Annotated in this window: 26 protein-coding genes and 1 tRNA gene; 17 read left to right on the forward strand and 10 right to left on the reverse strand. The window is 65.3% G+C overall.

Going from position 1 to position 24,685, the window contains the following annotated elements:
* Positions 1 to 214 precede the first annotated feature (214 nt).
* Complete coding sequence (locus OSH07_RS04940; protein ID WP_266337508.1) at positions 215 to 1,672, forward strand: lipopolysaccharide biosynthesis protein; 1,458 nt, start codon at positions 215 to 217, stop codon at positions 1,670 to 1,672.
* A gap of 185 nt (positions 1,673 to 1,857) precedes the next feature.
* Here OSH07_RS04940 and OSH07_RS04945 read toward each other — a convergent pair whose 3' ends face one another.
* A complete protein-coding gene (locus OSH07_RS04945; RefSeq protein ID WP_266337509.1) occupies positions 1,858 to 2,808 on the reverse strand; it encodes a GDP-L-fucose synthase family protein in 951 nt (316 codons plus the stop codon).
* Positions 2,792 to 3,865, reverse strand: a complete 1,074-nt coding sequence (gene gmd, locus OSH07_RS04950) for a GDP-mannose 4,6-dehydratase (RefSeq protein WP_266337511.1) — start codon at positions 3,863 to 3,865, stop codon at positions 2,792 to 2,794. Before gmd ends, OSH07_RS04945 begins: the two co-directional genes overlap by 17 nt.
* A gap of 311 nt (positions 3,866 to 4,176) precedes the next feature.
* On the opposite strand from gmd, the gene OSH07_RS04955 reads away from it, so the two are divergent.
* On the forward strand, positions 4,177 to 5,400 hold the full coding sequence (locus OSH07_RS04955; RefSeq protein ID WP_266338172.1) for a glycosyltransferase family 4 protein: 1,224 nt from the start codon (positions 4,177 to 4,179) through the stop codon (positions 5,398 to 5,400).
* Here the strand turns inward: OSH07_RS04955 and OSH07_RS04960 are convergent.
* Complete coding sequence (locus tag OSH07_RS04960) at positions 5,371 to 6,495, reverse strand: MraY family glycosyltransferase (protein WP_266337512.1); 1,125 nt, start codon at positions 6,493 to 6,495, stop codon at positions 5,371 to 5,373. The genes OSH07_RS04955 and OSH07_RS04960 overlap by 30 nt on opposite strands.
* 293 nt (positions 6,496 to 6,788) lie before the next feature.
* Here OSH07_RS04960 and OSH07_RS04965 point away from each other — a divergent pair, with 293 nt between their 5' ends.
* Entirely contained in the window at positions 6,789 to 6,995 is a 207-nt protein-coding gene (locus OSH07_RS04965) for a tautomerase family protein (protein ID WP_266337513.1), read from the forward strand.
* Here OSH07_RS04965 and OSH07_RS04970 read toward each other — a convergent pair.
* The 3 genes from OSH07_RS04970 to OSH07_RS04980 form a co-directional block, all read right to left on the reverse strand.
* Complete coding sequence (locus OSH07_RS04970) at positions 6,992 to 7,276, reverse strand: hypothetical protein (RefSeq protein WP_266337514.1); 285 nt, start codon at positions 7,274 to 7,276, stop codon at positions 6,992 to 6,994. The two genes, OSH07_RS04965 and OSH07_RS04970, sit on opposite strands and share 4 nt — an antisense overlap.
* 159 nt (positions 7,277 to 7,435) lie before the next feature.
* Positions 7,436 to 8,293 (reverse strand): ATP-binding protein, encoded by an 858-nt coding sequence (locus tag OSH07_RS04975; protein WP_266337515.1) that lies wholly within the window; start codon positions 8,291 to 8,293, stop codon positions 7,436 to 7,438.
* 13 nt (positions 8,294 to 8,306) lie between these two features.
* The gene (locus tag OSH07_RS04980) at positions 8,307 to 9,239 is read right to left on the reverse strand and encodes a DMT family transporter (protein ID WP_266337516.1); all 933 of its coding nucleotides are present in this window, start codon (positions 9,237 to 9,239) and stop codon (positions 8,307 to 8,309) included.
* Between the two features lie 96 nt (positions 9,240 to 9,335).
* Here OSH07_RS04980 and OSH07_RS04985 point away from each other — a divergent pair, with 96 nt between their 5' ends.
* Complete coding sequence (locus OSH07_RS04985; protein ID WP_266337517.1) at positions 9,336 to 10,109, forward strand: AraC family transcriptional regulator; 774 nt, start codon at positions 9,336 to 9,338, stop codon at positions 10,107 to 10,109.
* A gap of 85 nt (positions 10,110 to 10,194) precedes the next feature.
* Positions 10,195 to 10,725 carry a dihydrofolate reductase family protein gene (locus tag OSH07_RS04990; protein WP_266337518.1) on the forward strand — a complete coding sequence of 177 codons (531 nt, stop codon included), beginning with the start codon at positions 10,195 to 10,197 and terminating at the stop codon, positions 10,723 to 10,725.
* Here OSH07_RS04990 and OSH07_RS04995 read toward each other — a convergent pair.
* Both OSH07_RS04995 and OSH07_RS05000 read right to left on the reverse strand, forming a co-directional pair.
* Positions 10,710 to 11,573, reverse strand: a complete 864-nt coding sequence (locus tag OSH07_RS04995; protein WP_266337519.1) for an alpha/beta fold hydrolase — start codon at positions 11,571 to 11,573, stop codon at positions 10,710 to 10,712. The two genes, OSH07_RS04990 and OSH07_RS04995, sit on opposite strands and share 16 nt — an antisense overlap.
* 201 nt (positions 11,574 to 11,774) lie before the next feature.
* Positions 11,775 to 12,533, reverse strand: coding sequence for a sulfotransferase domain-containing protein (locus OSH07_RS05000; RefSeq protein WP_266337520.1), 759 nt, complete (start codon positions 12,531 to 12,533; stop codon positions 11,775 to 11,777).
* A gap of 298 nt (positions 12,534 to 12,831) precedes the next feature.
* On the opposite strand from OSH07_RS05000, the gene OSH07_RS05005 reads away from it, so the two are divergent.
* Genes OSH07_RS05005 through arsB form a run of 3 tightly spaced genes read left to right on the forward strand, consistent with a single transcriptional unit; the run spans position 12,832 to position 14,709 of the window.
* Positions 12,832 to 13,209, forward strand: a complete 378-nt coding sequence (locus tag OSH07_RS05005; RefSeq protein WP_266337521.1) for an ArsR/SmtB family transcription factor — start codon at positions 12,832 to 12,834, stop codon at positions 13,207 to 13,209.
* A 9-nt stretch (positions 13,210 to 13,218) separates the two neighbouring features.
* On the forward strand, positions 13,219 to 13,644 hold the full coding sequence (arsC, locus tag OSH07_RS05010) for an arsenate reductase (glutaredoxin) (RefSeq protein WP_266337522.1): 426 nt from the start codon (positions 13,219 to 13,221) through the stop codon (positions 13,642 to 13,644).
* A gap of 9 nt (positions 13,645 to 13,653) precedes the next feature.
* Entirely contained in the window at positions 13,654 to 14,709 is a 1,056-nt protein-coding gene (gene arsB, locus OSH07_RS05015; RefSeq protein ID WP_266337523.1) for an ACR3 family arsenite efflux transporter, read from the forward strand.
* A gap of 345 nt (positions 14,710 to 15,054) precedes the next feature.
* Here arsB and OSH07_RS05025 read toward each other — a convergent pair whose 3' ends face one another.
* Positions 15,055 to 15,477, reverse strand: a complete 423-nt coding sequence (locus OSH07_RS05025) for a MarR family winged helix-turn-helix transcriptional regulator (RefSeq protein WP_266337524.1) — start codon at positions 15,475 to 15,477, stop codon at positions 15,055 to 15,057.
* A gap of 87 nt (positions 15,478 to 15,564) precedes the next feature.
* Here OSH07_RS05025 and OSH07_RS05030 point away from each other — a divergent pair, with 87 nt between their 5' ends.
* The 4 genes from OSH07_RS05030 (at position 15,565) to OSH07_RS05045 (ending at position 17,952) form a co-directional block, all read left to right on the forward strand.
* Positions 15,565 to 15,936 carry a VOC family protein gene (locus tag OSH07_RS05030; RefSeq protein WP_266337525.1) on the forward strand — a complete coding sequence of 124 codons (372 nt, stop codon included), beginning with the start codon at positions 15,565 to 15,567 and terminating at the stop codon, positions 15,934 to 15,936.
* Between the two features lie 22 nt (positions 15,937 to 15,958).
* Positions 15,959 to 16,882: an SDR family oxidoreductase gene (locus OSH07_RS05035; RefSeq protein WP_266337526.1), complete on the forward strand. Its 924-nt coding sequence runs from the start codon at positions 15,959 to 15,961 to the stop codon at positions 16,880 to 16,882.
* Positions 16,879 to 17,325: an EVE domain-containing protein gene (locus OSH07_RS05040; RefSeq protein ID WP_266337527.1), complete on the forward strand. Its 447-nt coding sequence runs from the start codon at positions 16,879 to 16,881 to the stop codon at positions 17,323 to 17,325. Before OSH07_RS05035 ends, OSH07_RS05040 begins: the two co-directional genes overlap by 4 nt.
* A 111-nt stretch (positions 17,326 to 17,436) precedes the next feature.
* Positions 17,437 to 17,952 carry a chloramphenicol phosphotransferase CPT family protein gene (locus tag OSH07_RS05045; protein WP_266337528.1) on the forward strand — a complete coding sequence of 172 codons (516 nt, stop codon included), beginning with the start codon at positions 17,437 to 17,439 and terminating at the stop codon, positions 17,950 to 17,952.
* Positions 17,953 to 18,123: 171 nt separating this feature from the next.
* Here the strand turns inward: OSH07_RS05045 and OSH07_RS05050 are convergent.
* Positions 18,124 to 18,213: transfer RNA gene (locus tag OSH07_RS05050), tRNA-Ser, on the reverse strand.
* A 310-nt stretch (positions 18,214 to 18,523) separates the two neighbouring features.
* Between OSH07_RS05050 and OSH07_RS24505 the strand changes: the two genes are divergently transcribed.
* The 5 genes from OSH07_RS24505 to metG all read left to right on the forward strand — a co-directional run bounded on the left by OSH07_RS24505 (position 18,524) and on the right by metG (position 24,549).
* Positions 18,524 to 19,888: a septal ring lytic transglycosylase RlpA family protein gene (locus OSH07_RS24505; protein WP_420909599.1), complete on the forward strand. Its 1,365-nt coding sequence runs from the start codon at positions 18,524 to 18,526 to the stop codon at positions 19,886 to 19,888.
* Between the two features lie 97 nt (positions 19,889 to 19,985).
* Entirely contained in the window at positions 19,986 to 21,176 is a 1,191-nt protein-coding gene (locus tag OSH07_RS05060) for a D-alanyl-D-alanine carboxypeptidase family protein (RefSeq protein WP_266337529.1), read from the forward strand.
* A gap of 11 nt (positions 21,177 to 21,187) precedes the next feature.
* Positions 21,188 to 21,841: a dTMP kinase gene (gene tmk, locus OSH07_RS05065; RefSeq protein ID WP_266337530.1), complete on the forward strand. Its 654-nt coding sequence runs from the start codon at positions 21,188 to 21,190 to the stop codon at positions 21,839 to 21,841.
* A 4-nt stretch (positions 21,842 to 21,845) separates the two neighbouring features.
* The gene (locus OSH07_RS05070) at positions 21,846 to 22,916 is read left to right on the forward strand and encodes a DNA polymerase III subunit delta' (RefSeq protein WP_266337531.1); all 1,071 of its coding nucleotides are present in this window, start codon (positions 21,846 to 21,848) and stop codon (positions 22,914 to 22,916) included.
* 70 nt (positions 22,917 to 22,986) lie between these two features.
* Entirely contained in the window at positions 22,987 to 24,549 is a 1,563-nt protein-coding gene (metG, locus tag OSH07_RS05075) for a methionine--tRNA ligase (RefSeq protein ID WP_266337532.1), read from the forward strand.
* Positions 24,550 to 24,685: the final 136 nt, after the last annotated feature.

The following is a 24,685-nucleotide window of genomic DNA, read 5'->3' on the forward strand; positions in this document are numbered from 1 at the left end:
AGGCTAGGACGTTGGGCCGGAGGCGCCTTCCTGTCCTTCCGTGCAGGGAGACTAAGGCGTTTGGCCAGGAGCGCTGTGACCGGGGCGATCGCGGCCGGTCTCAGGGTGTAGGGTCGTCGGCCATTCTCGCACCCTTGGGCAAGGGGAGGGCAGCGCAGCGCTCCGCTAGGCTGAGCTCTTGAAGAGGGGCCAGTCCGGCCAAGGAGAAGCGCGCATGCGGGACCTGCGGCAGAAAACGATACGCAGCGGCCTTGCCAAGGCGTTGGGGCAGGGCGTCGGCGCGCTGATGCGGCTGGTCTTCATGGTGGTGCTGGCGCGACTGCTCGATCCCGGCGAGTTCGGTCTCGTGGCGATGGCAACAGCGATCACCGGCCTGCTCGGCATGTTCGCTTCGGCGGGCCTCTCCTCTGCAACGGTTCAGGCCCGCTCGATCACGCGACGCCAGGTCTCGACGCTGTTCTGGGTCAACCTGTTGATCGGCGTCGTCTTCGCCATCTTCTGCTGTCTTCTCGCTCCGGTCCTCGTGCACTTCTATGGCGAGCCGAAGCTCTTCTGGCTGACCATCCTGCTCGCGCCCGGATTTATCTTCAGCGCCGCTGGCGTCCAGCATCTGGCGATCCTGCAGCGCGAGATGCGCTATGCGACGCTCACCATCGTCGAATCCGCGGCGCAACTGCTCGGCCTGATCGCCGGCGTCACGCTCGCGCTCGCCGGGTTCCGGTATTGGGCGCTGGTCGGGGCGGCGATCGTCACGCAGCTCGTCACCGCGTCGGGCCTCTGGGCGGCGACCGGCTGGCTGCCGGGGAGACCCGGCCGCCTGGCCAATATCCTTCCGCTGCTCCGCGTGGGCGGGACGATCACCCTCAACACGCTCGTCACCTATGTCGGCTACAATCTCGAGAAGATCCTGCTCGGCCGCTTCTGGGGCGCCGACGCGCTTGGTAACTACAGTCGCGCCTATCAGCTGATCTCCGTGCCGATCGACAATCTCAATAGCGCCTTTGGCGGCGTCGCCTTCTCGGCTCTGGCGCGGCTGCAGGACGATCCTGTCCGTCTCCGCCACTATTTCGTCCACGGCTACTCGCTGGTCGTTTCCATCACGGTGCCGCTCACCCTCTTCCTGGGCTTCTTCTCCGACCAGATCTTCCTGCTCCTGTTCGGACCGAAATGGCTGGAGGCCGCGGCGATCTTCCGCCTGATGACGCCGACCGTCCTGATCTTCAGCCTGATCAACCCCTTTGGCTGGCTGCTGTTCGCCACCTGCCGGCAGGGACGCAGCCTGCGCACCGCGCTGGTCATCGCGCCGATCGTCATCACCGCCTGCATCATCGGCCTGCCCTATGGACCGCGCGGCGTAGCTGCGGCCTATTCCATCGCGATGGCGCTTTGGTTCGTACCGCACCTTGTCTGGTGCGTCAGGGGCACGCCGGTCGGTGTCCGCGACCTGCTGCCCTCGATCGCGCGACCGATCCTCGCAAGCCTCGTCGCCGGTACGCTCGGGATCCTGGTCGATCGCTATACGATGGCCGACAAGTCCCCCTTGCTCGAACTGCTGGTAAGCGGCAGTTTCATGCTCGCCGTCTACGGGGTGATGATCCTGTTTGTTCTGGGACAGGGTGGTTTCTATCGCGCACTGTTCCGCGACCTGCGCAAGATTACCGTCCCACTCTGAATATGGCGCTCTCACCGGTGCGGTGAGTGATTACGGCTCTTCTTGTTGCGAGAGCGGAGGATCTGCAACAGGATATTGGGCATCAGCTGCCAGGGCGGCGTCTGGCTCCGCTCTGATATCGGCGCAAAAGCAGAGCCCGCCGAGTGAAGTCTCGGCAGGCTCGCCAGGGCGTTAGCGCAGAAGCTTTATCCGCCCAGCCAGGCGCGGTAGCTCGCCTCGATGCCGGGGATCAGACCGATCGACGGCCGCCAGCCAAACGAAGCCATCCGGCTGCTGTCCATCAGTTTGCGCGGCGTCCCGTCCGGCTTGGTCAGGTCGGTTTCGATCGCCCCGGCGTAGCCGACAATGTCTGCGATCAGGGACGCGAGATCGCGGATCGAAATCTCTTCTCCGGAACCGACATTGATGAGCTCCGGGTCCTCATAGCGGCGCAGCAGCAGCATGCAGGCATCCGCGAGATCATCGACATGCAGGAACTCGCGCGTTGGCAGGCCCGTGCCCCAGATCGTCACGCTCGGCGCGCCATCGATCTTCGCCAGATGGAACCTGCGGATCAGCGCGGCGAGCACATGCGAACTCTCGGGATGATAATTGTCGTTCGGGCCATAGAGGTTCGGCGGCACGACAGTGATGAAGCGGCAGCCATGCTCGCGGTGATAGCTCTCGGCCAGCTTCAGGCCGGCGATCTTGGCGATCGCATAGGGCTCGTTGGTCGGCTCGAGCGGACCGGAAAGCAGCACCGTCTCGCGCATCGGCTGGGTGGCCTCGCGCGGATACATGCAGCTGGATCCGAGATAGAGCAGCTTCTCGACGCCGGCGCGCCTTGCGCCCTCGATGATATTGGTGGCGATGGCGAGGTTGTCGTAGATGAATCCGGCCGGGTGGGTCGCATTGGCGATGATGCCGCCGACCCGTGCCGCCGCGACGACGATCGCGTCGGGCCCATTCGCGTCGATCCAGGCCTCCGTCGCCGATTGGCGCCGCAGGTCCAGTTCGTCGCTGGCGACGGTGAGCACGTCACAGGGCTCGCGCCGGAGCCGACGCACCAGCGCCGAGCCTACCATGCCGCGATGCCCCGCGACCCAGATCCGTTTGCCGGTGAGGTCGAATCGATCGGTGTCAGGCATGACGGTCATTTCGCCCGACCTCCCTCTGGACGGTGCGCAGATCCGATTGCACCATATCGGCGATCAGGTCCTGGAAGGATGCCTTGTGCGTCCAGCCGAGTTGCTGGCGGGCCTTACTGGGGTCCCCCAGCAGTAGGTCGACCTCGGTCGGCCGGAAATAGCGCGGGTCTATCTCGATCAGCGTTGCGCCGCTGCGTGCGTCGCGCCCCTTTTCGGCGACGCCCTTGCCGCACCAGTCGATATCGCGGCCGATCTCGCCGAAGGCGCGCTCGACGAACTCCCGCACGGTATGCGTTTCGCCCGTCGCCAATACGAAATCATCCGCCTTCGGCTGCTGCACGATCCGCCACATGCCTTCGACATAGTCACGGGCGTGGCCCCAGTCGCGCCGGGCGTCGAGATTGCCGAGATGGATTGTCCGCTGCAGGCCATGCGCGATCGCCGCGACGCCGCGCGTGATCTTACGGGTCACGAAGGTTTCGCCGCGCAGCGGGCTCTCATGATTGAACAGGATGCCGTTGGAGGCGTGGATGCCATAGGCCTCGCGGTAGTTGACCGTGATCCAGTAGGCATAGAGCTTGGCAGCGGCATAGGGGCTGCGCGGCGCGAAGGGGGTCGTCTCGCGCTGGGGCGCTTCCAGGCTGCCGCCGAACAGCTCCGACGTCGAAGCCTGATAGAAGCGGCAATGCGCGGCAATCCCGGCAATCCGCATTGCCTCGAGCAGGCGCAGGGCGCCAAGCGCATCCGCGTTGGCCGTGTATTCCGGCGTCTCGAAAGAAACCTGCACATGGCTTTGCGCCCCGAGATTGTAGATCTCGTCGGGCTGGATCTCGTGGATGAGCCGGCAGAGATTGGTGGCGTCCGTCAGTTCGCCATAGTGCAGGTGGAAGCGGAGCGGTTCGGCGCCATGCGGATCCTGGTAGAGATGGTCGATCCGCTGCGTGTTGAAGGACGAGGAGCGGCGCTTGATGCCATGCACCTCATAGCCCTTGTCGAGCAGGAGTTCGGCCAGATACGCCCCGTCCTGGCCGGTCACGCCGACGATCAGTGCCTTCTTCGCACCCATATTGCCGCTCCGTCCGTTTCCGTTTCAGCGACTATACGAAGTGAGCCGGTCGCGGCCGCCCTACCAATCCGGGCTGCGTGAACCATCCACCATCCGCCGAACGGGCGAGGACAGGGCGAGCTGCAGGCCCCCCCCTGACCCTCCGAGCGACATGCCTCGATCCGATGGGGATCCGGCGGCGCGATCCGCCGTCTTGATGCTCGCGATGCCGCGCGAAACGCTGGAGACGCCAATAGCGGAGGCGTCGATCCCGAATGCGCGTCATATTCGTCAATCGCTATTTCCATCCCGATGAATCGGCCACCAGCCGCATGGTCTCCAGCCTCGCGTTCGGATTGGCGCAGGCCGGCATCGAGGTTTCGGTCGTCACGGGCCGATACCACCATGACGGCCCGGCGACGGACCTGATGCCGCGCGAGACTGTCGATGGCGTCGAGGTGCACCGGATCGCCACCTCGCATTTCGGCCGACAGCGCCTGGCGGGCCGGGCTTCGGACTATGCGAGCTTCCATGCGGGCGCGGCGACATGGTGCCTGACGCATCTTCGCCATGGGGACATCGTCATCGCCTGCACGGATCCGCCGCTGCTGTCGGTGTCGCTTGCGATGGCCTGCGCGCTGCGGCGGGCGCCACTGGTGAACTGGCTGCACGACATCTTTCCGGAAGTCGCCATCGAACTCGGGATGATCGGCCGGCGAGGGTTGCCGGGCCGGGTCATGTTGGCCGTGCGAGACTGGTCGCTCCGTCGAGCCGTCCTGAACGTCGTGCCCACCGTCGCCATGGCGCGCGGGCTTCGGGGGCGGGGCATCGAGGAGAACATGATCGCCATCGTGCCCTACTGGTCCGAGGAGGACGAGATCCGGCCTGTCGCACCGGCGGGCAATCCCCTCCGGACGGAGTGGGGCCTTCGGGATTGCTTCGTCGTTGGATACTCAGGCAATTTCGGGCGCGCGCATGAATTCGCCACGTTGCTGGACGCGGCCGAACGGCTGCGGGACGCGCCGGACATCCGCTTTCTCTTGATCGGCGGCGGCTTCGGCCGCCAGCGCGTCGAGGACGAGATCCGGCGCCGCAAGCTGGACAATATCCTGTTGCGTCCACTGCAACCAAGGGAAAGACTGGCGGAGAGCCTTTCCGCCGCCGACGTTCATCTGGTGTCGCTGCTTCCGGCGCTGGAGCCCTATGTCGTTCCGAGCAAGCTCTACGGCATTCTGGCCGCGGGTAGGCCGGCCCTGTTCATCGGAGCTGGGGATGGCGAGGTGGCGACTCTGCTGCGGTCCCGGGATCTGGGCCATGCGGTCGCGATCGGCGACAGTGCCGATCTCGCTTCCCGCATAGCCGAACTCGGTCGTCACAGGCCGCTCTGCGAAGCCATGGGCCATCGCGCGCGCGATGTGTTCGAACGTGATCACCTGCGTTCCCGGGGCATCGCGGATTGGCTGGCGTTGCTGCAGGCGCCGGAGGCGCCGACGGTTCGGGCGCCGGCGGGATTTCGGCGCGGCGGGCTACTCTGCCGGCTCGGACGAAATCGCTAGGGCCGTCTGCGGCACGCGCCGCCGCTGACGGTATCCGCAGGACCACGCGAATGCCGTGTGGGCCAGCACGGGTATGGTAAGGCCGCCCAGCAGCAAGACGGCCGACATCTGTGTGACGATGCCGGCGATGCCGACGGTGCCGAGAAGCGCGGCGATCGCGATCAGCAGCGCTGTCGCCTGCGAGGGCGTTGCTCCGGCGTCCAGCAGCAGATGATGCAGATGCCGACGATCCGCCGCCATCGGACTGCGCCCTGCGAGCGGGCGTCGAACCATCAGGCTCAGCGTGTCGATGAGCGGAATGGCGACCAGCCAGAGCAACGCGGGAAACATCGCCGCGCCGGTCCGATCCGCGATCGGCTCCGCCGACAGCTCCATGACCATCGCCGCCACCGCGCATCCCAGCATCATGCTGCCGGCATCGCCCATGAAGGCGAGGGCGCGCGGCAAGCCGGGGCGGCGGAGATTGAAGACCAGGAATCCCAGCACGACGGAGAGCAGCAGCAGGCTATCGTCAACGAGCCGGGCGTGACCGGAAAGCGTGCCCGCCAGGGCAAGGCCAGCAAGCGCCACCGCCGCAATGCCGCCCGCCAGCCCATCGAGTCCATCGATCATGTTGAAGGCATTGATGATGCCGACAACGAAGAAAAGCGTGACAGGTACCGCCAGCCATCCGCCCGCCGGCATGAGTCCGGGCAGGTCCAGCATGCCGCCATGGGGGGCAGGCGCCGCCACTGCCAGCAATATGCCGGCCACCGCCAGCTGAAGCGCGAGCTTCACCGTCGCTCCCAACTCCCACCGGTCGTCCGCGATGCCGATCGCGACCAGTACACCCAACACCCCGATCAGCGGCCAGGAGCTGGAGCCCAGTGTCGAGGCTTGCGGGACGACTGAAGGAAAGCGCTCGCGCACCGCCGTCGCCGCGAGCAGGGCGACGAACATGGCGATCCCCCCACATACGGGGACGCGTCCCTGATGCCGCTTGCGGGCGGTCGGCGCATCGACCAGTCCGAACCACGGAGCGAGCCGGCAAAACAGGGCGACCAGCGTCGCGGAAAGCAGGAAGGCAAACGCAAACGGAATGCTGCCGATCGACATGGGCGTGGACCCTCATCGTGCTGCGCGTATCTGGGGCGCGGGATGAAGCCGGAGGGCCGGAGGCCTCGGCTCGAGCACGATAGGGCGCGGGTAGCCGAACCTTCGATTCAGCCATCTCGACGGCATCGACCGCCATAGGACGTAGGCGGTGCCTGACGCTACCGCATTCGATCAGGTCTTTGTCGTCGCGTACTGGCGCCGGACGCGGAAGGATTGCAGACTGCGTGCAGCCGGACGTGGCGCATCCAACGACGCCGCGCCGCCTGGCAATGTCGCCGCCAAGGGAGGGTGGAATGCCGTTCGTCAATATCCGCATCGTCAAGGAAGTCATCGCCAGCGATCCCGCCGGCAAGAAGGCCGCGATCGCCGCCAAGGTGACCGAGGCCATCAAGGAGGCCACGGGCCTCGGCGACAGCGACGTCTGGGTCGTCTTCGAGGAGGTGCAGGCGCGGGACTGGTATCTCGGCCCGACGAATGTCGAGACGCTGCGCGGGCGCTAGCGCGCTTTAGGCTTCTTTGCCGCCGATGGATCGACCTTTGATCCGTCGGCCTTGCGTTTTCCGTCCGCTTTTTCGCGCGCAATGCGCTCGCGCCGCTCGGCCCGCCGGGCGGCGATTTCCTCGGGGCTGCTGACCTTCACCGGCGGCAGCCCGGCCGCCGCCTCGATCATGGCGAGATCGACACCCTCGGCGAGCAGGGCAGCCTTGAATTCGTCGGAACGGCTCAGGACCGGCTCCCTGGGATTGGGCCGCGAACCATCGAGAACGCGGGCCTTTGGCAACGCTGCGGCCAGATTCCGGCGCGAACCGGCGCCGAAAGCTGGTCCGCAGCTGTAGGCGGCGGCCTATATCCGGTCAAGAGACTGGCGGGAGAAACCCGTTGATCCCAAAGGCGGTTGGGTGCCTCGATGCCGGCCAGACTGGGACGGGCGCCGCGTCGATCACGCACCGATCGGATCGGGAAGACTCTGGATGAATTGCCAGGCGGCCCGGCCCGAACGGCTGCCGCGCTGCATCGCCCAATGGAGCGCATCGCGTTTCAGATCCTCGGCGGCGAAGGGCAGGCCGTAGTGGTCGGCATAGGCCAGCACCATTTCGAGGTAGCCCTCCTGATCCTGGTTATGGAAGCCGAGGCGCAGGCCGAAGCGATCCGACAACGAGACCTTCTCCTCGACCGCCTCGCCGGGATGGATGGCCGTCGCCTGCTCGTTCTCGATCATGTCGCGAGCCAGTAGATGTCGCCGGTTCGATGTCGCGTAGAAGAGGACGTTTTCCGGCCGCCCGGCCAGGCTGCCGTCGAGCACCGCTTTCAGCGACTTGTAGGCGGCGTCTCCGGCATCGAAAGAGAGGTCGTCGCAAAGCACGATGAACCGACGGCTCGGTGCGCTTTCCAGTAGTGTCAGCAGGTCGGGCAGGCTGGCGAGATCCTCGCGCTGGATCTCGACCAGCGCGAGGGCATTCCGATCCGCTATCTCGCCGCAGACTGTGGCATGCACCGCCTTGACCAGCGAAGATTTTCCCGTGCCGCGCGCGCCCCACAACAGTGCATTGTTGGCGCGTCGTCCGCGCATAAAGCGGCGCGTATTGTCGAGGAGCGCCTCGCGCTGCGGCTCGATGCCCTTGAGCAATTCGAGATCGACCCGGGTGATCCGGCGTATGGGTTTCAGCCGGCCGTCCTTGCCGAGCCAGAGATAGCCTTCGACGAAGGTCTCGAGGCCGGACGCGGCGACGGGCGGCGCCAGCCGCTCCAGCGCTTCGGCGATCCGGCGCAGGAGGTCGAGATGTTGCTGATCGGTCATGCCGATCTCCTCTTCAGTGAACGGTCTTGGGAAGGGTTGCCGGCGCGATACGGAGCGGCCGGCGGAAGATCTCGGCGCAGGCGACCCCGGCCAGGGCGGCGCCGCCGCCGATGATGTGGTGGAGGCGCACCGGTTCGCCGAGCATCAGGATCGCGCCGAGCGCCGTCATCACCGGCAACAGGTTCATGAACGCGGCACAGCGGCTCGGCCCCAGGATCTGCACGCCGCGGATCCAGAGGAAAGGCAGCACGACGGAAGCGAGGCCTCCCGCATAGGCGATCAGCGGCAAGGTCTCGCGGTTCAGCGCCCGCAGCGGCGCCGGGGTCGCCAGGAACGCCGGGAACATGATGACCAGCGCGCAGAGGGCCTGCATGTAGGTCGATTGCCAGCCGGTGACTGGCAGGTTCCAGCGCTTCAGCAGGACGCCGTAGAGCGCGTAGACGAGCGCGGCGGCGAACATCAGCGGATCGCCGAGATGGACGCCGTCGCGAAGCAGCGCGGCCGGCGAGCCGCCGCTCACCAGATAGATCAGCCCCAACAGCGACAGCAGGCCGCCACCGACCATGCCGATCGTTGGCGTGTCCTTCAGTAGGACGGCGCTGAGGGCGACGGTCAGAAGCGGCGTCAGCGCCGTGAACACGGCCATGTTGGTCGCCGTCGTCGTTTCGGCGGCGAGATAGGACAGGCTCTGGAACAGGCACATCGCCAGAAAGCCAAGGATCGCGAACTGGCCGAGATGCGGCCAGATGGCGGCCTTGTTTCGCCAGGCGGGAAGCGCGACGAAGCCGTTCATCAGGAGCACGGCGAATAGAAGGCGATAGAAGGTGATCGCCTCCGGCCCGATCGTGTGGGCCGACATTCGCGAGACGATGACATTGCCCGACCAGAGCGCGACGGCCGACAACGGATAGAGAAACGCTGTTCTGCTGTAGGGGGAGCTTTTCATGCGGTGAACCGGGTGCGGTGGAATTGTCTGGCCACGCTAACGGTTCACCGATGGTTCGTATCGCGCTATGCTGACATGAACTGTCGAGTTTGGGACATGCCGCACGACCTCACCGCCCGCCATCTGGACTATCACGATACCGACCGCGCCATGGCCGCGATGGAGGTCAACTATCCGGACGGCACCTCGACCGGTCTGCACGCCCATCCGCGCGGCCAGTTGCTGCATGCGATTGCCGGCGTGATGATCGTGCGCTCGCCGAGCGGATCGTGGGTGGTGCCGCCAAGCCGGGCTCTCTGGCTGGAGCGCGGCCTGGAGCACGAGGTCCGCATGATCGGCGAGGTCAAGATCCGCACCGTCTTCATCGATGATGGCGTTGTGCCGAACCTTCCCGAGCGCACCTGCGTCGTCGAGGTGTCGCCTTTGCTGCGCGAACTGATCGTGGCGGCGGCGAGGATCCCGCTCGACTACCCGGCCGGCGGCCGTGACGAACGCCTGCTGCAACTGCTCGTCGACGAATTGCGGGTGTCGCGCGTGCTGCCGCTGCATTTGCCGCTGCCGCGCGACCTGAGGCTGGCGCGGGTTTGCCGGACGATGATGGATGATCCGGCCGATACGGCAACGGCCGACGAATGGGCGCGCCGGCTGGGGGTGAGCGCGAAGACGATCCACCGCCTGTTCACCCGCGAAACCGGCATGAGCTTCGCGCAATGGCGACAGCAGGCGCGCCTGCTGCAGGCCTTGAGCCTGATCGCCCAGGGCAGGCGAATGATCGATGTCGCGCTCGATTGCGGCTATGCCAGCCAGAGCGCCTTCGCCGCCATGTTCCGCCGGCATTTCGGCATCGCACCTTCGGCCTTCTACCGCTGACCGGCAAGGCGGCGCGGTTGGCGGCTCTATGCTTCTGCCGGTGGCTGGTTCAGGCTATCCTCGCCCGAGGACGGAGGGTTGCAGCATGGCGAAGTTCGTCTTTGGAATGAACCAGTCGCTCGACGGCTATGTCGACCACATGGCGTTTGCGCCCGGCCCGACGCTGTTCCGTCATTTCATCGAGCAGGCGCAGGGCCAGGTGGGCAGCATCTACGGTCGCCGGCTCTACGAGGTCATGCGCTACTGGGACGAGGCCCATCCCGAATGGGACGCGGCGGAACGCGATTTCGCCGCCGCGTGGCGGGCCCAGCCAAAATGGGTCGTGTCGCGCTCGCTACGATCCGTTGGCCCCAACGCAACCCTGGTCGCCGAAAACGTCGAGGCGACGCTGCACCGCTTGAAGATTGAGCTCGACGGGGAAATACAGGTCGGCGGGCCGGATCTCGCCCACAGCCTGGGCCAGATTGGTCTGATCGACGCTTATCGCCTCTACCTCCACCCCGTCGTGGTCGGCGGCGGCAAGCCGCTGTTCGCCGGCCCCCGGCCGCGGCTCCGCCTCGTGGCGAACGAGGCGGTCGGCGACGGCGTGATCCGGCTGACCTACGTGCCAGCCTGAACTCCCTTGTCAGGAAAGCTCTGGGCCCGCCGGGCGACGCCGTCGATCGCCCTCGCGACCGCCCGGTAGAGCTCCGGCGGTAGGTCATGCCCCATGCCATCGATGGGCATGTAGGCCGCGTTCGGGATCGAGGCCGCCGTATCCGCGCCGCAGGCGAGCGGGATCAACGGATCCTCGACGCCATGGATGACGAGCGTTGGCGCCGTGATCGTCGCCAGTCGCTCGCGCCGATCGCCCGCGACCGCCATGGCCGCAATTTGCCGCGCCGCGCCGTTGGGCGCATAGCCCCGCCGGACTTCTTCCGTCAGCAGTCCGCGCTGGGCCGCCTCGTCGAAAGGATAGCCGCGACCTGCGATATGGCGCGCAAAGGCGATGCGCTGCGCGAAAAATCCCTCCGGATCGGCCGCCGGATCGGGCGACGGGCGCATCATCATCGCCAAGGTCTCGGGCGTTGCCTGCGGAAGCGCCGGGTTGCCGGTACTCGACATGATCGAAGTGAGGGAGAGCACCCGGGCAGGTTGCTCGCTCGCCATGACCTGCGCGATCATGCCACCCATGGATCGTCCCACGACGTGCGCCCGCTCGATGCCGAGGCTGTCCAGCAGGGCGATGGCGTCGGCCGCCATGTCGTCGAGCGTATAGGGCACATCCGGTCGTTGCCCGGCCATCAGTTCCGCCGCCAGCCTGCCGAAGTCCGGAGGCGCATAGGCATCGAAATGGGTCGAGCCGCCCGTGTCGCGATTGTCGAAACGGATGACGCGATAGCCGAGGCACGTCAGTTCCGAGCAGAACGGTTCCATCCAGCGGATCCGTTGCGTTCCGAGGCCCGCGACCAGCAGGATCGGCACGTCAGCGGCTTCGCCGAAGCTGTCCCAGGCGAGTTCGATTCCATTGGCGGTTGCGGTGTTCATCTGGCTCTTTCCCGATCCTGTCGGCGGCGCGTTCGGCGTCTGTGTTTGCCGCGTTATACCCGGGTATAATTATTTGATCAATATTACCCGGGTTAATTCTTAGGCTTTGGAAACGAGGAAGGATGGGAGGCGGGCAGGCTAAATCGACCAGTCCAGCGGACGACCAACGAGACGGTCGACCCGATCCGTGAGGCCTTCGAACAACGAGTCCATCAACGCTGCGCTCTCCGGGGCGAAGCGGTCATAGGCCGGCGCGACATTGACGAAGGGGATGTCGTCGCCGAACCCGGCCGAGTCGATCTCCAGAAAGTCGCCGATCGAGCCCAGAATCCGCCTCGGATTCTGCTGGAGTTCGGCGAGGCTCATTACCAGGAAGCGTTCGCGCGGATAGAGGTCGAGGTAGCGCTTCAGCTGTCCGTCATAAAGGGACGAGCGCATATACATGAAATTCCAGAAATATTGCCGGCAGGTGGCGTGGAAGTCCCGGGAAGCGAAGCGCTCCGCCTCCAGTTCCAGCGCCTCGTGAAAGCTCTCCACCAACTCCTGCGAGCGGCCGTCGGCGTGCGGCGCCCGGCGCATGTGTTGGTAGAGCGAGTGCGCGCGGGCTTGCGGTTGCCGCAGTATGAGGAGGAACTTCGCGTCCGGGAACAAATTGGCGAGAAGAGGGGCTGTCTCCGGATTCGAGAAATAGACATGCGAGGCATCGACGCGATATTTCCGGTCGGAGGCAAAGAGCCCGAAATAAGTGACGGGATTGCTCACCACCTGGAAGTGGCTGCAGAAGAAGCTGGGCTCCTTGATCTCGCTGACCTTGATGTCGGGGTGCCGTTCCAGAAGGTGATAGAGCGAGGTCGTGCCGCACTTGCCGGCGCCAAGGATAAAGAGGTTTGGCGTCATCGTGATCGACCTCGATGTCTGGGTCGACCGGTATGGCTCTGGCTAGGCACACGGACTGACCGATAGCGGTGCCACCTTGGTATGCGCGAATACCGCCGTCCCGCAAGTCTTGCATCCGACGCAATTGGAGGAGTGGCCTGACGGCTTCCGGCGGTCGAGATGTACCGGCGACCCAGCCACCTGCCTAGTTGTCCGTGGCTTCTACACAGCGCGCTCGCCCTGGCAGCCGAGGGGGCTGGCAATCCGGTCGGGTTTGCGAGATTAATATATCAACGATTCTTGAGATATTGAGATTACTATGAACGAGCAGCGAGCCCTCGACGCCTTTGCAGCGCTCTCACAGGAGACGCGGTTGCGGATTGTACGTCTCCTCGTGTCAGCCGGGCCCGAAGGGCTGTCGGCGGGCGCCATCGGCGAGGCGATGGACGGAGCATCCTCATCGCGCATGTCCTTCCACCTCGGCCATCTCGAGCAAGCCGGCCTCGCCGTATCCCGGCGCGAAGGGCGCTCGATCATCTACAGCGCCGCCTATCCCGCGCTTTCGGCCCTCGTCGAATTCCTCATGCGCGATTGCTGCCAGGGTCATCCCGACGTCTGCAATCCGGCGGTCGCCGCGTTATCGGCCTGCTGCCAGCCCGGTCAGGGCGCTCCCCGTTCCCCAAACCGCTCCCTGTGAGGCAAGTCGATGGACGTCATCATCTACCACAATCCGGACTGCGGCACCTCGCGCAACACCCTGGCGATGATCCGCAACGCGGGCGTCGAGCCGCATGTCATCGAATATCTGCAGACGCCGCCATCCCGCGCGCTCCTGATTCAGCTTGTCGCGCGGATGGGGATCCCCGTCCGCGCGCTGCTGCGCGAGAAGGGCACCCCTTATGCGGAGCTCGGCCTGGCCGATCCGGCGCTCACCGACGAGCAGCTTGTCGACGCGATGATGGCGCATCCGATCCTGATCAACCGGCCGATCGTCGTCAGCCCGAAAGGCGTCAGGCTCTGCCGTCCGTCGGAAGCCGTCCTCGACCTGCTGCCGCCCCAGCAAGGCGAGTTCATCAAGGAAGACGGCGAGCGCGTCATCGACGCCGAGAGTCGCCGCGTAGCGACGGCATGAGGGCGGCGCATGTCCACGTTTGAACGCTATCTCACGATCTGGGTCGCTCTCTGCATCTTGGCCGGTATCGCTCTCGGCCACGTCATGCCGGGCTTCTTTCATGCCATCGGCGCGATCGAGATCGCCAACGTCAATCTTCCCGTCGCGGCGCTCATCTGGCTGATGATCATACCGATGCTGCTTCGGATCGACTTCGCGGCGCTCGGCGAAGTCGGCCGCCACTGGCGTGGCATCGGCGTGACCCTGTTCGTCAACTGGGCGGTCAAGCCGTTCTCCATGGCGCTGCTTGGGTGGCTGTTCATCGGCTGGCTGTTCCGGCCTCTTCTGCCGGCGGACCAGATCGACAGCTATATTGCCGGCCTCATCATCCTGGCGGCGGCGCCCTGTACGGCGATGGTCTTCGTCTGGTCGAACCTGACGCGGGGAGAGCCGCATTTCACCCTGAGCCAGGTTGCGCTCAACGACGCCATCATGGTGCTGGCCTTCGCGCCGATCGTCGGCCTGCTGCTCGGCCTCTCGGCCATCACCGTGCCCTGGGGAACGCTCGTTCTCTCGGTGGCGCTCTATATCGTGATGCCGGTCATCCTCGCCCAGCTCGTTCGCCGCCGCCTGCTGGCGTCCGGTGGCCAGGCCGCGCTCGACCGGCTTCTGGCGCGGCTGGGACCTGCCTCGCTCATCGCCCTGCTGGCGACTCTGGTGTTGCTTTTCGGCTTCCAGGGCGAGCAGATCATCGCGCAGCCGATGGTGATCGCGCTGCTCGCCGTGCCGATCCTGATCCAGGTCTATTTCAACGCCGGGCTCGCCTATCTGCTGAACCGCGTCGCCGGCGAACGCCATTGCGTGGCCGGGCCGTCAGCGCTGATCGGGGCTTCCAACTTCTTCGAGCTCGCCGTGGCGGCCGCGATAAGCCTGTTCGGCTTCCGGTCCGGCGCGGCGCTCGCGACCGTCGTCGGGGTGCTGATCGAAGTGCCGGTCATGCTCTCCGTCGTCTGGATCGTGAACCGCTCCCGCAACTGGTACGAGCGCGGCCGCAGGGTGGCGAGCGTCGTGGCGACGAATTCCTGATACTGCCGAACCTTCCCTACGTCGACGCGGACTGCTTCGACGTGCCGGACATCGACCGCCTGAGCCCGGCGTCTCCAACCCTCGCGCCACGATTCTGACGCTCGAGGCCGAGCGGCTGCCCCGACATTTCGGAACGGAAGCCCGCATCTTCGACCTGCATGGCCTTCCCCTGCCGGATGGGGTGGGCGGCTGATCATCCCAAGGCGGGCGACCTCCGCGACCTGGCGCTCTGGTCGGGGGCAGGTCTGAACCAGCCCGGAGCGGCATGGCGCCCCCCGCGGCCGGGTTCAAGGATGTCGCCAAGGCGGCGTCCGTCCTCCTGCTCACCAATCGCGAAAGCCGCCGTTATCGGAGGGCATTTGCCAGCCGCATCAGCATGGTTGCGACAAGCTCAGGATCGAGCGGCGCCGCGGCATCGACGAGGCGCCTCTCGGCATCGGCAACGATTGCTGAGGCCGCCTCCAGAGCCTGATCCCCCGTAGGCGTCAACTCGGTCTTCTGAACGCGGCCGTGCTCCGGATGGGGCGTGCGCCTGATGAAACCCGACTTCTCGAGCGTGACGAGAATAGCCTGCATCGTCTGCGGCGTGACGAAGGCCTGGCGCGCAAGCGCGGCGTTGGATGCTCCAGGTTCGACCTTCAAGTAGGCGAGCACCGCGTATTGCGGCGTGGTCAGGCCGATCTGTCGCAGCTCCGCATCCATGCGCGTCCGGAGCGCCTGCTGGGCCTGCTTCAGCGCGAAGCCGATCGTCGCATAGGGGTCGTCCATCAGCAAACTCGCATTGACATATCAGGGCCCTTATACAATATAAGCTCACTGATATTATCAAATCCGGCAATCAAAGGAAGCCCCGTCATGCCGCATCTGATCGGACCCGATTTCATTGGCATTCAAGTCGAAGACATTGAAGTCGCGCGCACCTTCTACACCGGTGTTGTCGGGCTCCAGCCTGCGCGAACGAGCCCGCCGGGAGCGGTCGTGTTCGACACCAAGCCGGTTCCTTTCGCCGTCCGCACACCGGTTGTGAACCTGCCGGCGACCGACAAGCTGGGTTGGGGCATTGCCATCTGGTTCGGCTGCGACGATGCCGACGCGCTCCACGACCACCTCGTCAATCAAGGCGTCGAAATCGAGTTCGCCCCGAAAGACGGGCCGTTCGGCCGCTACTTCGCGTTCCGCGATCCCTTCGGCTACTCCATCACGGCCCATACGGTCGTGAAGTCCTGAATTGACGACCGAGGAAAACGACATGAAAAATGCCGATGCGCCCCGGCTGTTCATCACCGGCTCGACGGGCGAGCTAGGCCGCCTCGTTGTCAGCGAGCTTCTCAAGAGAGTTCCGGCGAGCAGCATCGTTGCGGGCGTTCGGTCCGTCGACCATGACGTTGCCAGGCAGATTGCCGCAGAGGGGATCGAACTCCGTATCGCTGATTATTCGCGGCCCGACACCCTCCTGACGGCGTTCACGGGCATCGACAGGCTGTTGCTGATATCGTCGAGCGCGGATCACGACCGCGTCGGCCAGCACCGGAATGTCATTGAGGCCGCGAAGGCCTCGGACGTCCGCTTGTTCGCCTATACGAGCCTGCTTCACGCCGACACGTCGGTGCTCGGGCTCGGCGAAGATCACCGACGGACCGAGGCGCTCCTGAAGGCGTCCGGCCTTCCGGTCGTGCTGCTGCGGCACGGGTGGTACATGGAGAACCACATGGCATCGGTGTCCCCGGCGCTTCAGTACGGGGCAGTGATCGGCAGTGCGGGCGAAGGTCGGTTCTCGACCGCCACCCGCGCCGACTTTGCCGAGGCGGCGGCCGTCGTACTCTCGACCGAGGATCAGGCGGGTCGCATCTACGAGCTGGCGGGCGATCAGAGCTACAGCCTTGCCGATCTTGCCGACGCGATCGCAACGTCGGCCGGCAAGCCCATCGCCTATAAGGATATGCCCGGCGCTGCCTTCAAGAATGCACTTGTCGGCATGGGTCTCCCCGAGAGCACGGCCAAACTCATCGCGGACTCCGATGTCGCGGCTTCCAAGGGGGCGTTGGAGGACAATGATCGTCAACTCAGCGCACTGATCGACCGGCCGACGGCGAGTTATCGACAGGTGGTTGAACAGACGGTCCGTGGCCTCGCGCAGCCTCACCCAACCGGCTCCGAAAGGATTTGCTCATGACGTTCTGGATGGGTGTCGCATCGGCGCAGCACGCGCGCGGAGGCCGTGACGGCGGCTTTGCCCAACTTGGGCATGGCAAGCACATCGCCGTGAAGTCTCTCAAGAAAGGCGACTGGATCGTCTATTACTCTCCGCGCGAAGGCATGGGTGAAGGCGTACCGGTGCAGGCATTCACGACAATCGGTCGTGTCACCTCGGACGAGCCGTACCGCTTCGAACAAGCGATGGACTTCAATCCATATCGCGTCGATGTGGACTACCTGAAAAACGCCAGGGCGGCCCCGATCAAACCGCTTCTCGGCGCTTTGCGGCTCACACGCGATCACGGTGCCAATTGGGGCATTGTGATGCGCGGCCCGAAGCGGGCGCTTCACGAAGAAGACATGCTTCGAATCGTCGAGGCGATGAACGTTCTGGCGGAATTCGAGGCTTGCCGAGCCTGACGTCGCCCATATAGCCCTCCTGAATTGAGGCATGAGCGAGCGGTTGCAATAGGATGGTTTTGCGGACCGACTGATTTTGGACGAGAATGGCGCCAAAATAGAAGGACACCCATGTCATCCAGTCAAATTATCATTTTGAACGGCACTTCCAGCGCTGGAAAGTCTACTCTGGCAAAAGCCTTGCGCGCATCGATCACAGATCCGTTCTGCTATTACGCTTCGGATCAACTCGCTGATGCCGGGTTCAGAGCTAACAAGCATTTTGTGCATTCTGACGAGCGCGCGAGATTCTTTGATGGCTTCCACCGGTCGATTGCTGCGTTCGCAGAAGCAGGCAATAACCTACTTGTGGAGCACATTGTCGAGGAAGCCGCCTGGTGGACCCAGTTGCAAGCTATCCTCGCCCCCTATGATGTTTTCTGGGTAGGTGTTCATGCGCCATTGGCCGAAATAGAGAGGCGCGAGAAAGAGCGAGGCAACCGTCAAATCGGCGAAGCACGCTACCACCTTAAGACACATCACTATTGCAGATATGACCTCGAGGTGGACACCACATTGCCACTGGAGACAGTAATAACCAATATTTTGGACGGTTGGAGATGCCGCCCGGCATTGCGCGAGCGATAGCTGCTATCGGAGTTTCGATATCCGATCTTCAACGGCTGAAACGAGGTCGGAAGCTGACGCCTGATATTCAAGATTTATCGGGCTGTAGCGTAGAATCGGCGGGCTTGCATGCCGACTGGTGGCGTGCAGTGATCGGCGGCAATATCGCGCTAAAGAGGGCAATCGACGGGATGGCGGACGGGGTGGGATTCGAACCCACGGAGGGCTTGCACCCTCGGCGGTTTTCAAGACCGCTGCCTTAAACCACTCGGCCACCCGTCCGGGCCGGGGATCAATGCGGAACCCGGCCGCCGATTGCAAGCGGAACCTGCCATCGAGATGTGGATGATGCCCGGCGCGCCGCGGCCTGGAGAGAATTGCTTAACCTTCTTGCGCGCGCCGCTGCCGCACCCCGCAATTGACGCAATTTGGCCACGGTTGATTAACCAGCCGGAAAGGCGAAACCGGCTGAATGCGCTCGTATGTCTTGACTGGAATCTCGTGCCCACGCGCGCCGGTCTGGACCCGAAAGGCGTCGGCAACGGTCGGTCCAATCGACAAGGACCACAGTTGCTGCTATCGGATAGGTGAGATGGGGATTTCCAAGAAATACATTCTGGGTCTTTTGGGCCCGGATGCACCGCAGGGCAGGGTGATGCTGAAGGCTGCGACCGCCGTCGCCGCTGCCGCTCTCCTGGCTTCCTGCGCCACGGCCCCCTCCAAGCCGACCAAGCGCAGCAAGGAATACTTCTCCGAGAAGGAATATGGCGTCAAAGCCAGCCCGCGCGTGGTCGAATACGGCCAGCCCGTGCCGCAGGGCGGCGGGCGTTACATGGTCGGCAAGGCCTATACGGTGAAGGGCCGCGTCTACAAGCCGTTCGAGAACAAGCGCTACACCGCCGTCGGCTACGCCTCCTGGTACGGCTCCGCCTTCCATGGGCGCTATACCGCGAATGGCGAGGTCTATGACATGGACGGCTTCTCCGCCGCTCATCCGACCATGCCGCTGCCGAGCTACGCGCGCGTCACCAATCTGCGCAACGGCCGCTCGATCACCGTTCGCGTCAACGATCGCGGCCCCTATGCCAGCGACCGCGTGATGGACCTGTCGTCCCGCACGGCCGAAGTGCTCGACATGAAGCATCACGGCACCGCCAAGGTGAAGGTCGAATATATCGGCCCGGCCCGCATGGAAGGCCACGACCAGGCCATGCTGCTGGCGTCCTATCGCGGCCCAGGCAGCAGCGTTTCCGGCGACACCATGCTGGCGATGGCGCCCAAGCCGGCGCTGCGCGCGCCGAGCGCCGATCCGACCATCGTCATGGCGGCGCTGGCTCCGGTCCCGCGCACCCGTCCCGATTACTATGGCGGCACGGCCTTCGATCCGGCTGTCGCCTATTACGAGGCCCAGCCCGCGCCCCGCGTCGTCGCGGACGCCGCGCCGGCTCCGGTCCCGGCCGGCAGCAATTACGGCGAGCGCAGCCTCGGCACCTATACGGTCAGCAGCCCGGTCGGCTATTCGGATGCCGAGCCGGTTCCGGCGTCGTGGTCGTCGGATGATTATGCGCCGCCGGTCCCGCGTTCGGCCCGTTCTTCCTATGCGGCCGATGCAACCGTCTCGCCGGCGCAGTTGGCGGCTGCCGAGATGGCGTCCGGCGCACGAAGCCAGGACAAGCTTCAGGCAGCGCTCGACGCGGCCGTGCAGCGCGCCGCTGCGGATCGCGGCGCCGATGCGCCGGTGATCCAGCTCGGCGTCTTCTCGAACACGTCCAACGCCGAGGCCTTGGCCGGTCGTTTCGCCGATCTCGGCCGCGTCACGGCGGCCAGCATCTCGGTCGGTGGCAAGACGATGCAATCGGTTCGCCTCGTCGTCGCCGATCGCACCTTGAATGGCGAGGAAGCCGTCCGCTCGGTACGGTCGGCGGGTCTTCCCGGCGCCTACCTGGTCACCCGCTGACCAGGTTCGGCATTGATCGCGAGGCGTCGGGCCTGTTAACCAGAAGAGGGCGGCCGCCGGCCGCCTTCCTTGTGGTTTTGGCGCCCGGCGTTTCGTGATGTCTCTTCACCGGCCCTCGCTGCGCTTTCTCCTCGTGCCGGCCATTCTGATGGCCCTGGTCGCGGTTCTTTTGCCGCGTACTGCGTTTGCCGCCCCGTATGAGGGCAAGGCGACGAGCGCGCTGCTTGTGGACGTCGATTCCGGCACCATCCTCTACAGCAAGGAGCCGGACGCGCCGTTCCAGCCGGCCGCCATGGCGAAGATGATGACGATGGCCGTGGTGTTTGACGCCATCCACGCCGGCAAGATCCATCTCGAGGACAGCTTTCCCGTCAGCGAATACGCCTGGCGGACCGGTGGCGCGCCATCGGCCAGCGCCACCATGTTCGCCAAGCTGAATTCGTCAATCGCGGTCTCCGACCTGCTGCGCGGCGCGATCGTGCAGGCGGGCAATGACGCCTGCATCATCCTGGCGGAGGGGATCGCCGGCTCGGAAGGCAGTTTCGTCGACATGATGAACCGCAAGGCCAAGGAAATCGGCCTGACCGGTTCGCAATTCACCAATGTCTCCGGGCTGCCGGATCCCGAACAGAAGGTGACGGCGCGGGATCTCTACAAGATCGCCGACTACCTGATCCGCACCTATCCGGGCCTCTACAAGATCTATTCCGAGCCCGATTTCACCTGGAACAAGATCTACCAGCGCAACCGCAATCCGCTGCTCGCTGCCGGCCTCGGCGCAGATGGCCTGTCGACCGGCTTCACCAAGGAATCGGGCTATGGCCTGACGGCGTCGGCGGTTCGCGACGGCCATCGCATGATCGTCGTCGTCAGCGGGCTGGCCTCCGACAAGGAGCGGGCAGAGGAAGCGCGCAAGCTGCTCGACTGGGGCAATACCGCCTTCGAGAGGCTGCGCTTCTTCGACCGCGGCGAAGCGGTCGGCGATGCGCGGGTCTATGGCGGCGCCACGGGCTCCGTCGGGCTCGCCACGCGCGAGCCGCTCGACATTCTGTTGATGCGTGGCAACCGCGACCGCATTCGCGCCCGGATCGTCTATACGGGCCCCTTGCTTGCGCCCGTCCAGCAGGGCACAGAGGTCGGCGTTGTCCGGGTCTGGGTCGGCGACGCCCAGATCCTCGAGAAGCCCCTGTACACGACCGCCGCGGTCGCCAAGGGGTCGATGGATCAGCGCGCCCTCGATGCCGTCCAGCAACTGCTGATCGGGTGGCTGCCACAATGGAAGTTATGACGCGGGAAGTTATGACGCGCTTGCCGGGTCGGTTCATCACATTCGAGGGCGGGGAGGGGTCGGGAAAATCCACCCAGATCCGTCGCCTGGCCGAGCGCCTGCGCGATACGGGGCATTCGGTCGTGCTGACGCGCGAGCCGGGCGGCACCGAGCTCGCCGAGCAGATCCGTGCCTTCATCCTGTCCGGCGCGGCCGAGCCGCTCGGACCCGAGGCCGAGACGATGCTGTTCGCCGCGGCGCGGGCCGATCATGTCGACCGGCTGATCCGTCCCGCACTCGAACGCGGCGACTGGGTGCTGTGCGACCGCTTCATCGATTCGACCCGCGCCTATCAGGGCTCCGACGGCGTCGATGCGGGATTGCTCGACAGCCTCGAGAAGATCGCCATCGGTGGCCTGCGGCCCGACCTGACGCTGGTGCTCGACCTGCCGGTCGAGATCGGCCTCGAGCGCGCGGCGCGGCGGCGGAGCGGCGAGGAAGGCCCGCCGGACCGCTTCGAGAAGGAGACGGTGGAGCGGCACGAGCGCCGGCGCGCGTTGTTCCTGGCGATTGCCGCCGTCGAGCCGGATCGCTGCCTCGTCATCGACGCCAACCAGACCCAGGACGCCGTCGCCGAGGCCATCTGGCAGGGCGTTCGGCAGCGAATCCAAGAAAGCGTGAGCTAGTCGCATGGCTGTGCCGGACATGACGCGCCCCGATGCCATCGAGGGCTGGCCCCTGCCGGAAGAGCAGACGGAGTGGCATGGCGATCCCGCCATCGAGCGGCTGATGGTCGAGGCCTATCGCGGCGGGCGCATGCACCATGCCTGGATGATCGGCGGGCCGCGCGGCATCGGCAAGGCGACGCTCGCCTATCGTTTCGCCCGCTTCGCGCTGACCTATCCCGACCCCGCGCGGGCGCCGGATGCTGCCACGCTCGCCGTGCCGGCCGGTTCGCCAGCCGCCGCCAAAATCGCCGCGCGTTCGCATCCCAACATCCTGACCCTGTCGCGCCCCTGGGACGAGCAGGGCAAGCGCTTCAAGGCCAGCCTGACGATCGACGAGATTCGGCGCACGATCCCGTTCTTCGGCTCGACGGCGGGCGAGGCGGGCTGGCGGATCGCCATCGTCGACTCGGCCGACGACATGAACCCCAACGCCGCCAACGCGCTGCTGAAGATCCTGGAGGAGCCGCCGAAGCGCTCGCTCTTCCTGGTGATCTCGCATGCGCCGGGCCGGCTGCTGCCGACCATCCGCTCGCGCTGCCGTCGGCTCGACCTGCCGCTCCTGACGGTGCCGGCGATCGAGACGGCGCTGCAGGCGCATTCCGACGCCGAGGCCGACATCAGGCGTTTCGCCGCCGAGGCCGGGCAGGGGAGCCTGCGCCGCGCCATCGGCTTCCTGGACGAGGACGCGGCGGCGATCGGGCGCGCCTTCTCGCGGGTCGTGGCGCGCTTTCCGCAGCTGGACGGGCAGGCGGCCCATGCCCTTGGCGACCTGGTCGCCCAGCGCGGCGCCGACGAGGCTTTCGCAAATTTCGTCGATCTCGTCTTCGCCTGGCTGAACCGCCGCGCCCGCGCGCTGCCGGAGCCTGACGGCTCTCCGATACCCGAAAGCGTTGCGGCGACGCCGCTTGCGACTTGGGCGGAGGTGTGGGAAAAGCTGCGACAGTCTTCGGCCGAGGTCGAGGCGCTCAATCTCGACCGCAAACAGTTTGTGCTCACGACCATGAACATCCTCGCTCGCGCGACCCGAATGTGAAGCTGTCGAACGGCCGGCCCCAAGCTGGCGCACAGACTATTGGTTGCGTTGAAAGAAAAGCGAGACAGCGGTGACAGCGCCGAAATTCTACATCACGACAGCGATTTCCTATCCGAACGGTGTTCCGCATATCGGCCATGCCTACGAGATGCTGGCGACCGATACGCTCGCCCGTTTCAAGCGGCTGGACGGCTACGACGTCTTCTTCCTGACCGGGACGGACGAGCACGGCATCAAGATGGTGCAGACGGCGGCGCGCGACGGCATCACGGCCCGCGAGTTGGCCGATCGCAACGTGCCGCGCTTCCAGGCCATGGCCGAGGCGCTGAACTGCTCGAATGACGATTTCATCCGGACCACCGAGCCGCGCCATTACCGCGCCTCGGAAGAGATCTGGCGTCGGATGGAAGCCAATGGCGACATCTACAAGGATGCCTATGCCGGCTGGTATTCGGTTCGCGACGAGGCCTACTACGCCGAGTCGGAGACCGAGGTTCGGGCCGATGGGCTTCGCTACGGTCCGCAGGGAACCGTCGTCGACTGGGTCGAGGAGGAGAGCTATTTCTTCCGCCTCTCCGCCTACGAGGATCGGCTGCTCGCGCATTACGAGGCCAATCGCGATTTCATCGGCCCCGACGAGCGCCGCAACGAAGTGGTCAGCTTCGTCAAGGGCGGGCTGAAGGATCTTTCGATCTCGCGCACGACCTTCGACTGGGGCATCCCGGTTCCCGGCGACCCGAAGCACGTGATGTATGTCTGGGTCGACGCCCTGACCAACTACATCACGGCGGTCGGCTTTCCGGACGACAAGAGCGAGTCCTTCGAGCGCTACTGGCCGGCCGACGTGCATGTCATCGGCAAGGACATCGTGCGCTTCCATTCGGTCTATTGGCCGGCGTTCCTGTTCTCGGCCGGCCTGCAGCCGCCCAAGCGCGTCTTCGCGCACGGGTTCCTGTTCAACCGCGGCGAGAAGATGTCGAAGTCGCTCGGCAACGTCATCGATCCGTTCGCGCTGATCGAGCACTACGGCGTCGATCCGGTCCGCTTCTTCTTCCTGCGCGAGGTTCCCTTCGGCCAGGACGGCAACTACAGCCACGAGGCGATCATCAACCGGATCAACGCGGATCTCGCGAACGATCTCGGCAACCTCGCGCAGCGCTCGCTGTCGATGATCGGCAAGAACCTTGGCGGCGTCGTTCCGCAGCCGGGTTCCTTCACGCCCGCGGACGAAGAAATTCTCGCCGCCGCCGATGGCCTGCTGCCGATCTGCCGCGCCGCCATGGACGGGCAGCAGATCCATCACGCGCTGAACGCGGTCTGGGGCGTCGTCGCTGAGGCGAACCGCTATTTCGCCAACCAGGCTCCGTGGCAACTGCGCAAGACCGATCCGGACCGCGCAGCGACCGTGCTCTACGTCACGGCCGAGGTGATCCGCCAGATCGCCATCCTGTCGCAGCCGGCCATGCCGGGTTCGGCCACGAAACTCCTCGACCTGCTGGCGATCCCGGAAGCTGGCCGAAGCTTCGCGTCGCTCGGCGCCGCCGGCCGGCTCGCGCCCGGTTCGACCCTGCCCACCCCGGCCGGCGTGTTCCCGCGCTATGTCGAGGCGGAAGAGGCCGAAAAGTCGGCGTAAAGACACCATCCGAGCCGCAGCACACGCGTCGGCTCGGATTGTCCTTTCGGGATCTGCTTCGGCCCCGTCACCTTCAAGCAAGACCCTCACCCAACCCTCTCCCGAAAGCGGGCGAGGGCTTTTGAGCCGACGTGGT

The organism is Kaistia nematophila (assembly GCF_026343855.1).
Lineage (GTDB): Bacteria > Pseudomonadota > Alphaproteobacteria > Rhizobiales > Kaistiaceae > Kaistia > Kaistia nematophila.

Bases quoted from the DNA above. Each gene is read 5' to 3' on its own strand.
- OSH07_RS04940 (WP_266337508.1), top strand. From the start codon at position 215: ATGCGGGACCTGCGGCAGAAAACGATACGCAGCGGCCTTGCCAAGGCG.
- OSH07_RS04945 (WP_266337509.1), bottom strand. From the start codon at position 2,808: ATGACCGTCATGCCTGACACCGATCGATTCGACCTCACCGGCAAACGG.
- gmd (WP_266337511.1), bottom strand. From the start codon at position 3,865: ATGGGTGCGAAGAAGGCACTGATCGTCGGCGTGACCGGCCAGGACGGG.
- OSH07_RS04955 (WP_266338172.1), top strand. From the start codon at position 4,177: ATGGTCTCCAGCCTCGCGTTCGGATTGGCGCAGGCCGGCATCGAGGTT.
- OSH07_RS04960 (WP_266337512.1), bottom strand. From the start codon at position 6,495: ATGTCGATCGGCAGCATTCCGTTTGCGTTTGCCTTCCTGCTTTCCGCG.
- OSH07_RS04965 (WP_266337513.1), top strand. From the start codon at position 6,789: ATGCCGTTCGTCAATATCCGCATCGTCAAGGAAGTCATCGCCAGCGAT.
- OSH07_RS04975 (WP_266337515.1), bottom strand. From the start codon at position 8,293: ATGACCGATCAGCAACATCTCGACCTCCTGCGCCGGATCGCCGAAGCG.
- OSH07_RS04980 (WP_266337516.1), bottom strand. From the start codon at position 9,239: ATGAAAAGCTCCCCCTACAGCAGAACAGCGTTTCTCTATCCGTTGTCG.
- OSH07_RS04985 (WP_266337517.1), top strand. From the start codon at position 9,336: ATGCCGCACGACCTCACCGCCCGCCATCTGGACTATCACGATACCGAC.
- OSH07_RS04990 (WP_266337518.1), top strand. From the start codon at position 10,195: ATGGCGAAGTTCGTCTTTGGAATGAACCAGTCGCTCGACGGCTATGTC.
- OSH07_RS05000 (WP_266337520.1), bottom strand. From the start codon at position 12,533: ATGACGCCAAACCTCTTTATCCTTGGCGCCGGCAAGTGCGGCACGACC.
- OSH07_RS05005 (WP_266337521.1), top strand. From the start codon at position 12,832: ATGAACGAGCAGCGAGCCCTCGACGCCTTTGCAGCGCTCTCACAGGAG.
- arsC (WP_266337522.1), top strand. From the start codon at position 13,219: ATGGACGTCATCATCTACCACAATCCGGACTGCGGCACCTCGCGCAAC.
- arsB (WP_266337523.1), top strand. From the start codon at position 13,654: ATGTCCACGTTTGAACGCTATCTCACGATCTGGGTCGCTCTCTGCATC.
- OSH07_RS05025 (WP_266337524.1), bottom strand. From the start codon at position 15,477: ATGGACGACCCCTATGCGACGATCGGCTTCGCGCTGAAGCAGGCCCAG.
- OSH07_RS05030 (WP_266337525.1), top strand. From the start codon at position 15,565: ATGCCGCATCTGATCGGACCCGATTTCATTGGCATTCAAGTCGAAGAC.
- OSH07_RS05035 (WP_266337526.1), top strand. From the start codon at position 15,959: ATGAAAAATGCCGATGCGCCCCGGCTGTTCATCACCGGCTCGACGGGC.
- OSH07_RS05040 (WP_266337527.1), top strand. From the start codon at position 16,879: ATGACGTTCTGGATGGGTGTCGCATCGGCGCAGCACGCGCGCGGAGGC.
- OSH07_RS05045 (WP_266337528.1), top strand. From the start codon at position 17,437: ATGTCATCCAGTCAAATTATCATTTTGAACGGCACTTCCAGCGCTGGA.
- OSH07_RS24505 (WP_420909599.1), top strand. From the start codon at position 18,524: ATGGGGATTTCCAAGAAATACATTCTGGGTCTTTTGGGCCCGGATGCA.
- OSH07_RS05060 (WP_266337529.1), top strand. From the start codon at position 19,986: ATGTCTCTTCACCGGCCCTCGCTGCGCTTTCTCCTCGTGCCGGCCATT.
- tmk (WP_266337530.1), top strand. From the start codon at position 21,188: ATGACGCGCTTGCCGGGTCGGTTCATCACATTCGAGGGCGGGGAGGGG.
- OSH07_RS05070 (WP_266337531.1), top strand. From the start codon at position 21,846: ATGGCTGTGCCGGACATGACGCGCCCCGATGCCATCGAGGGCTGGCCC.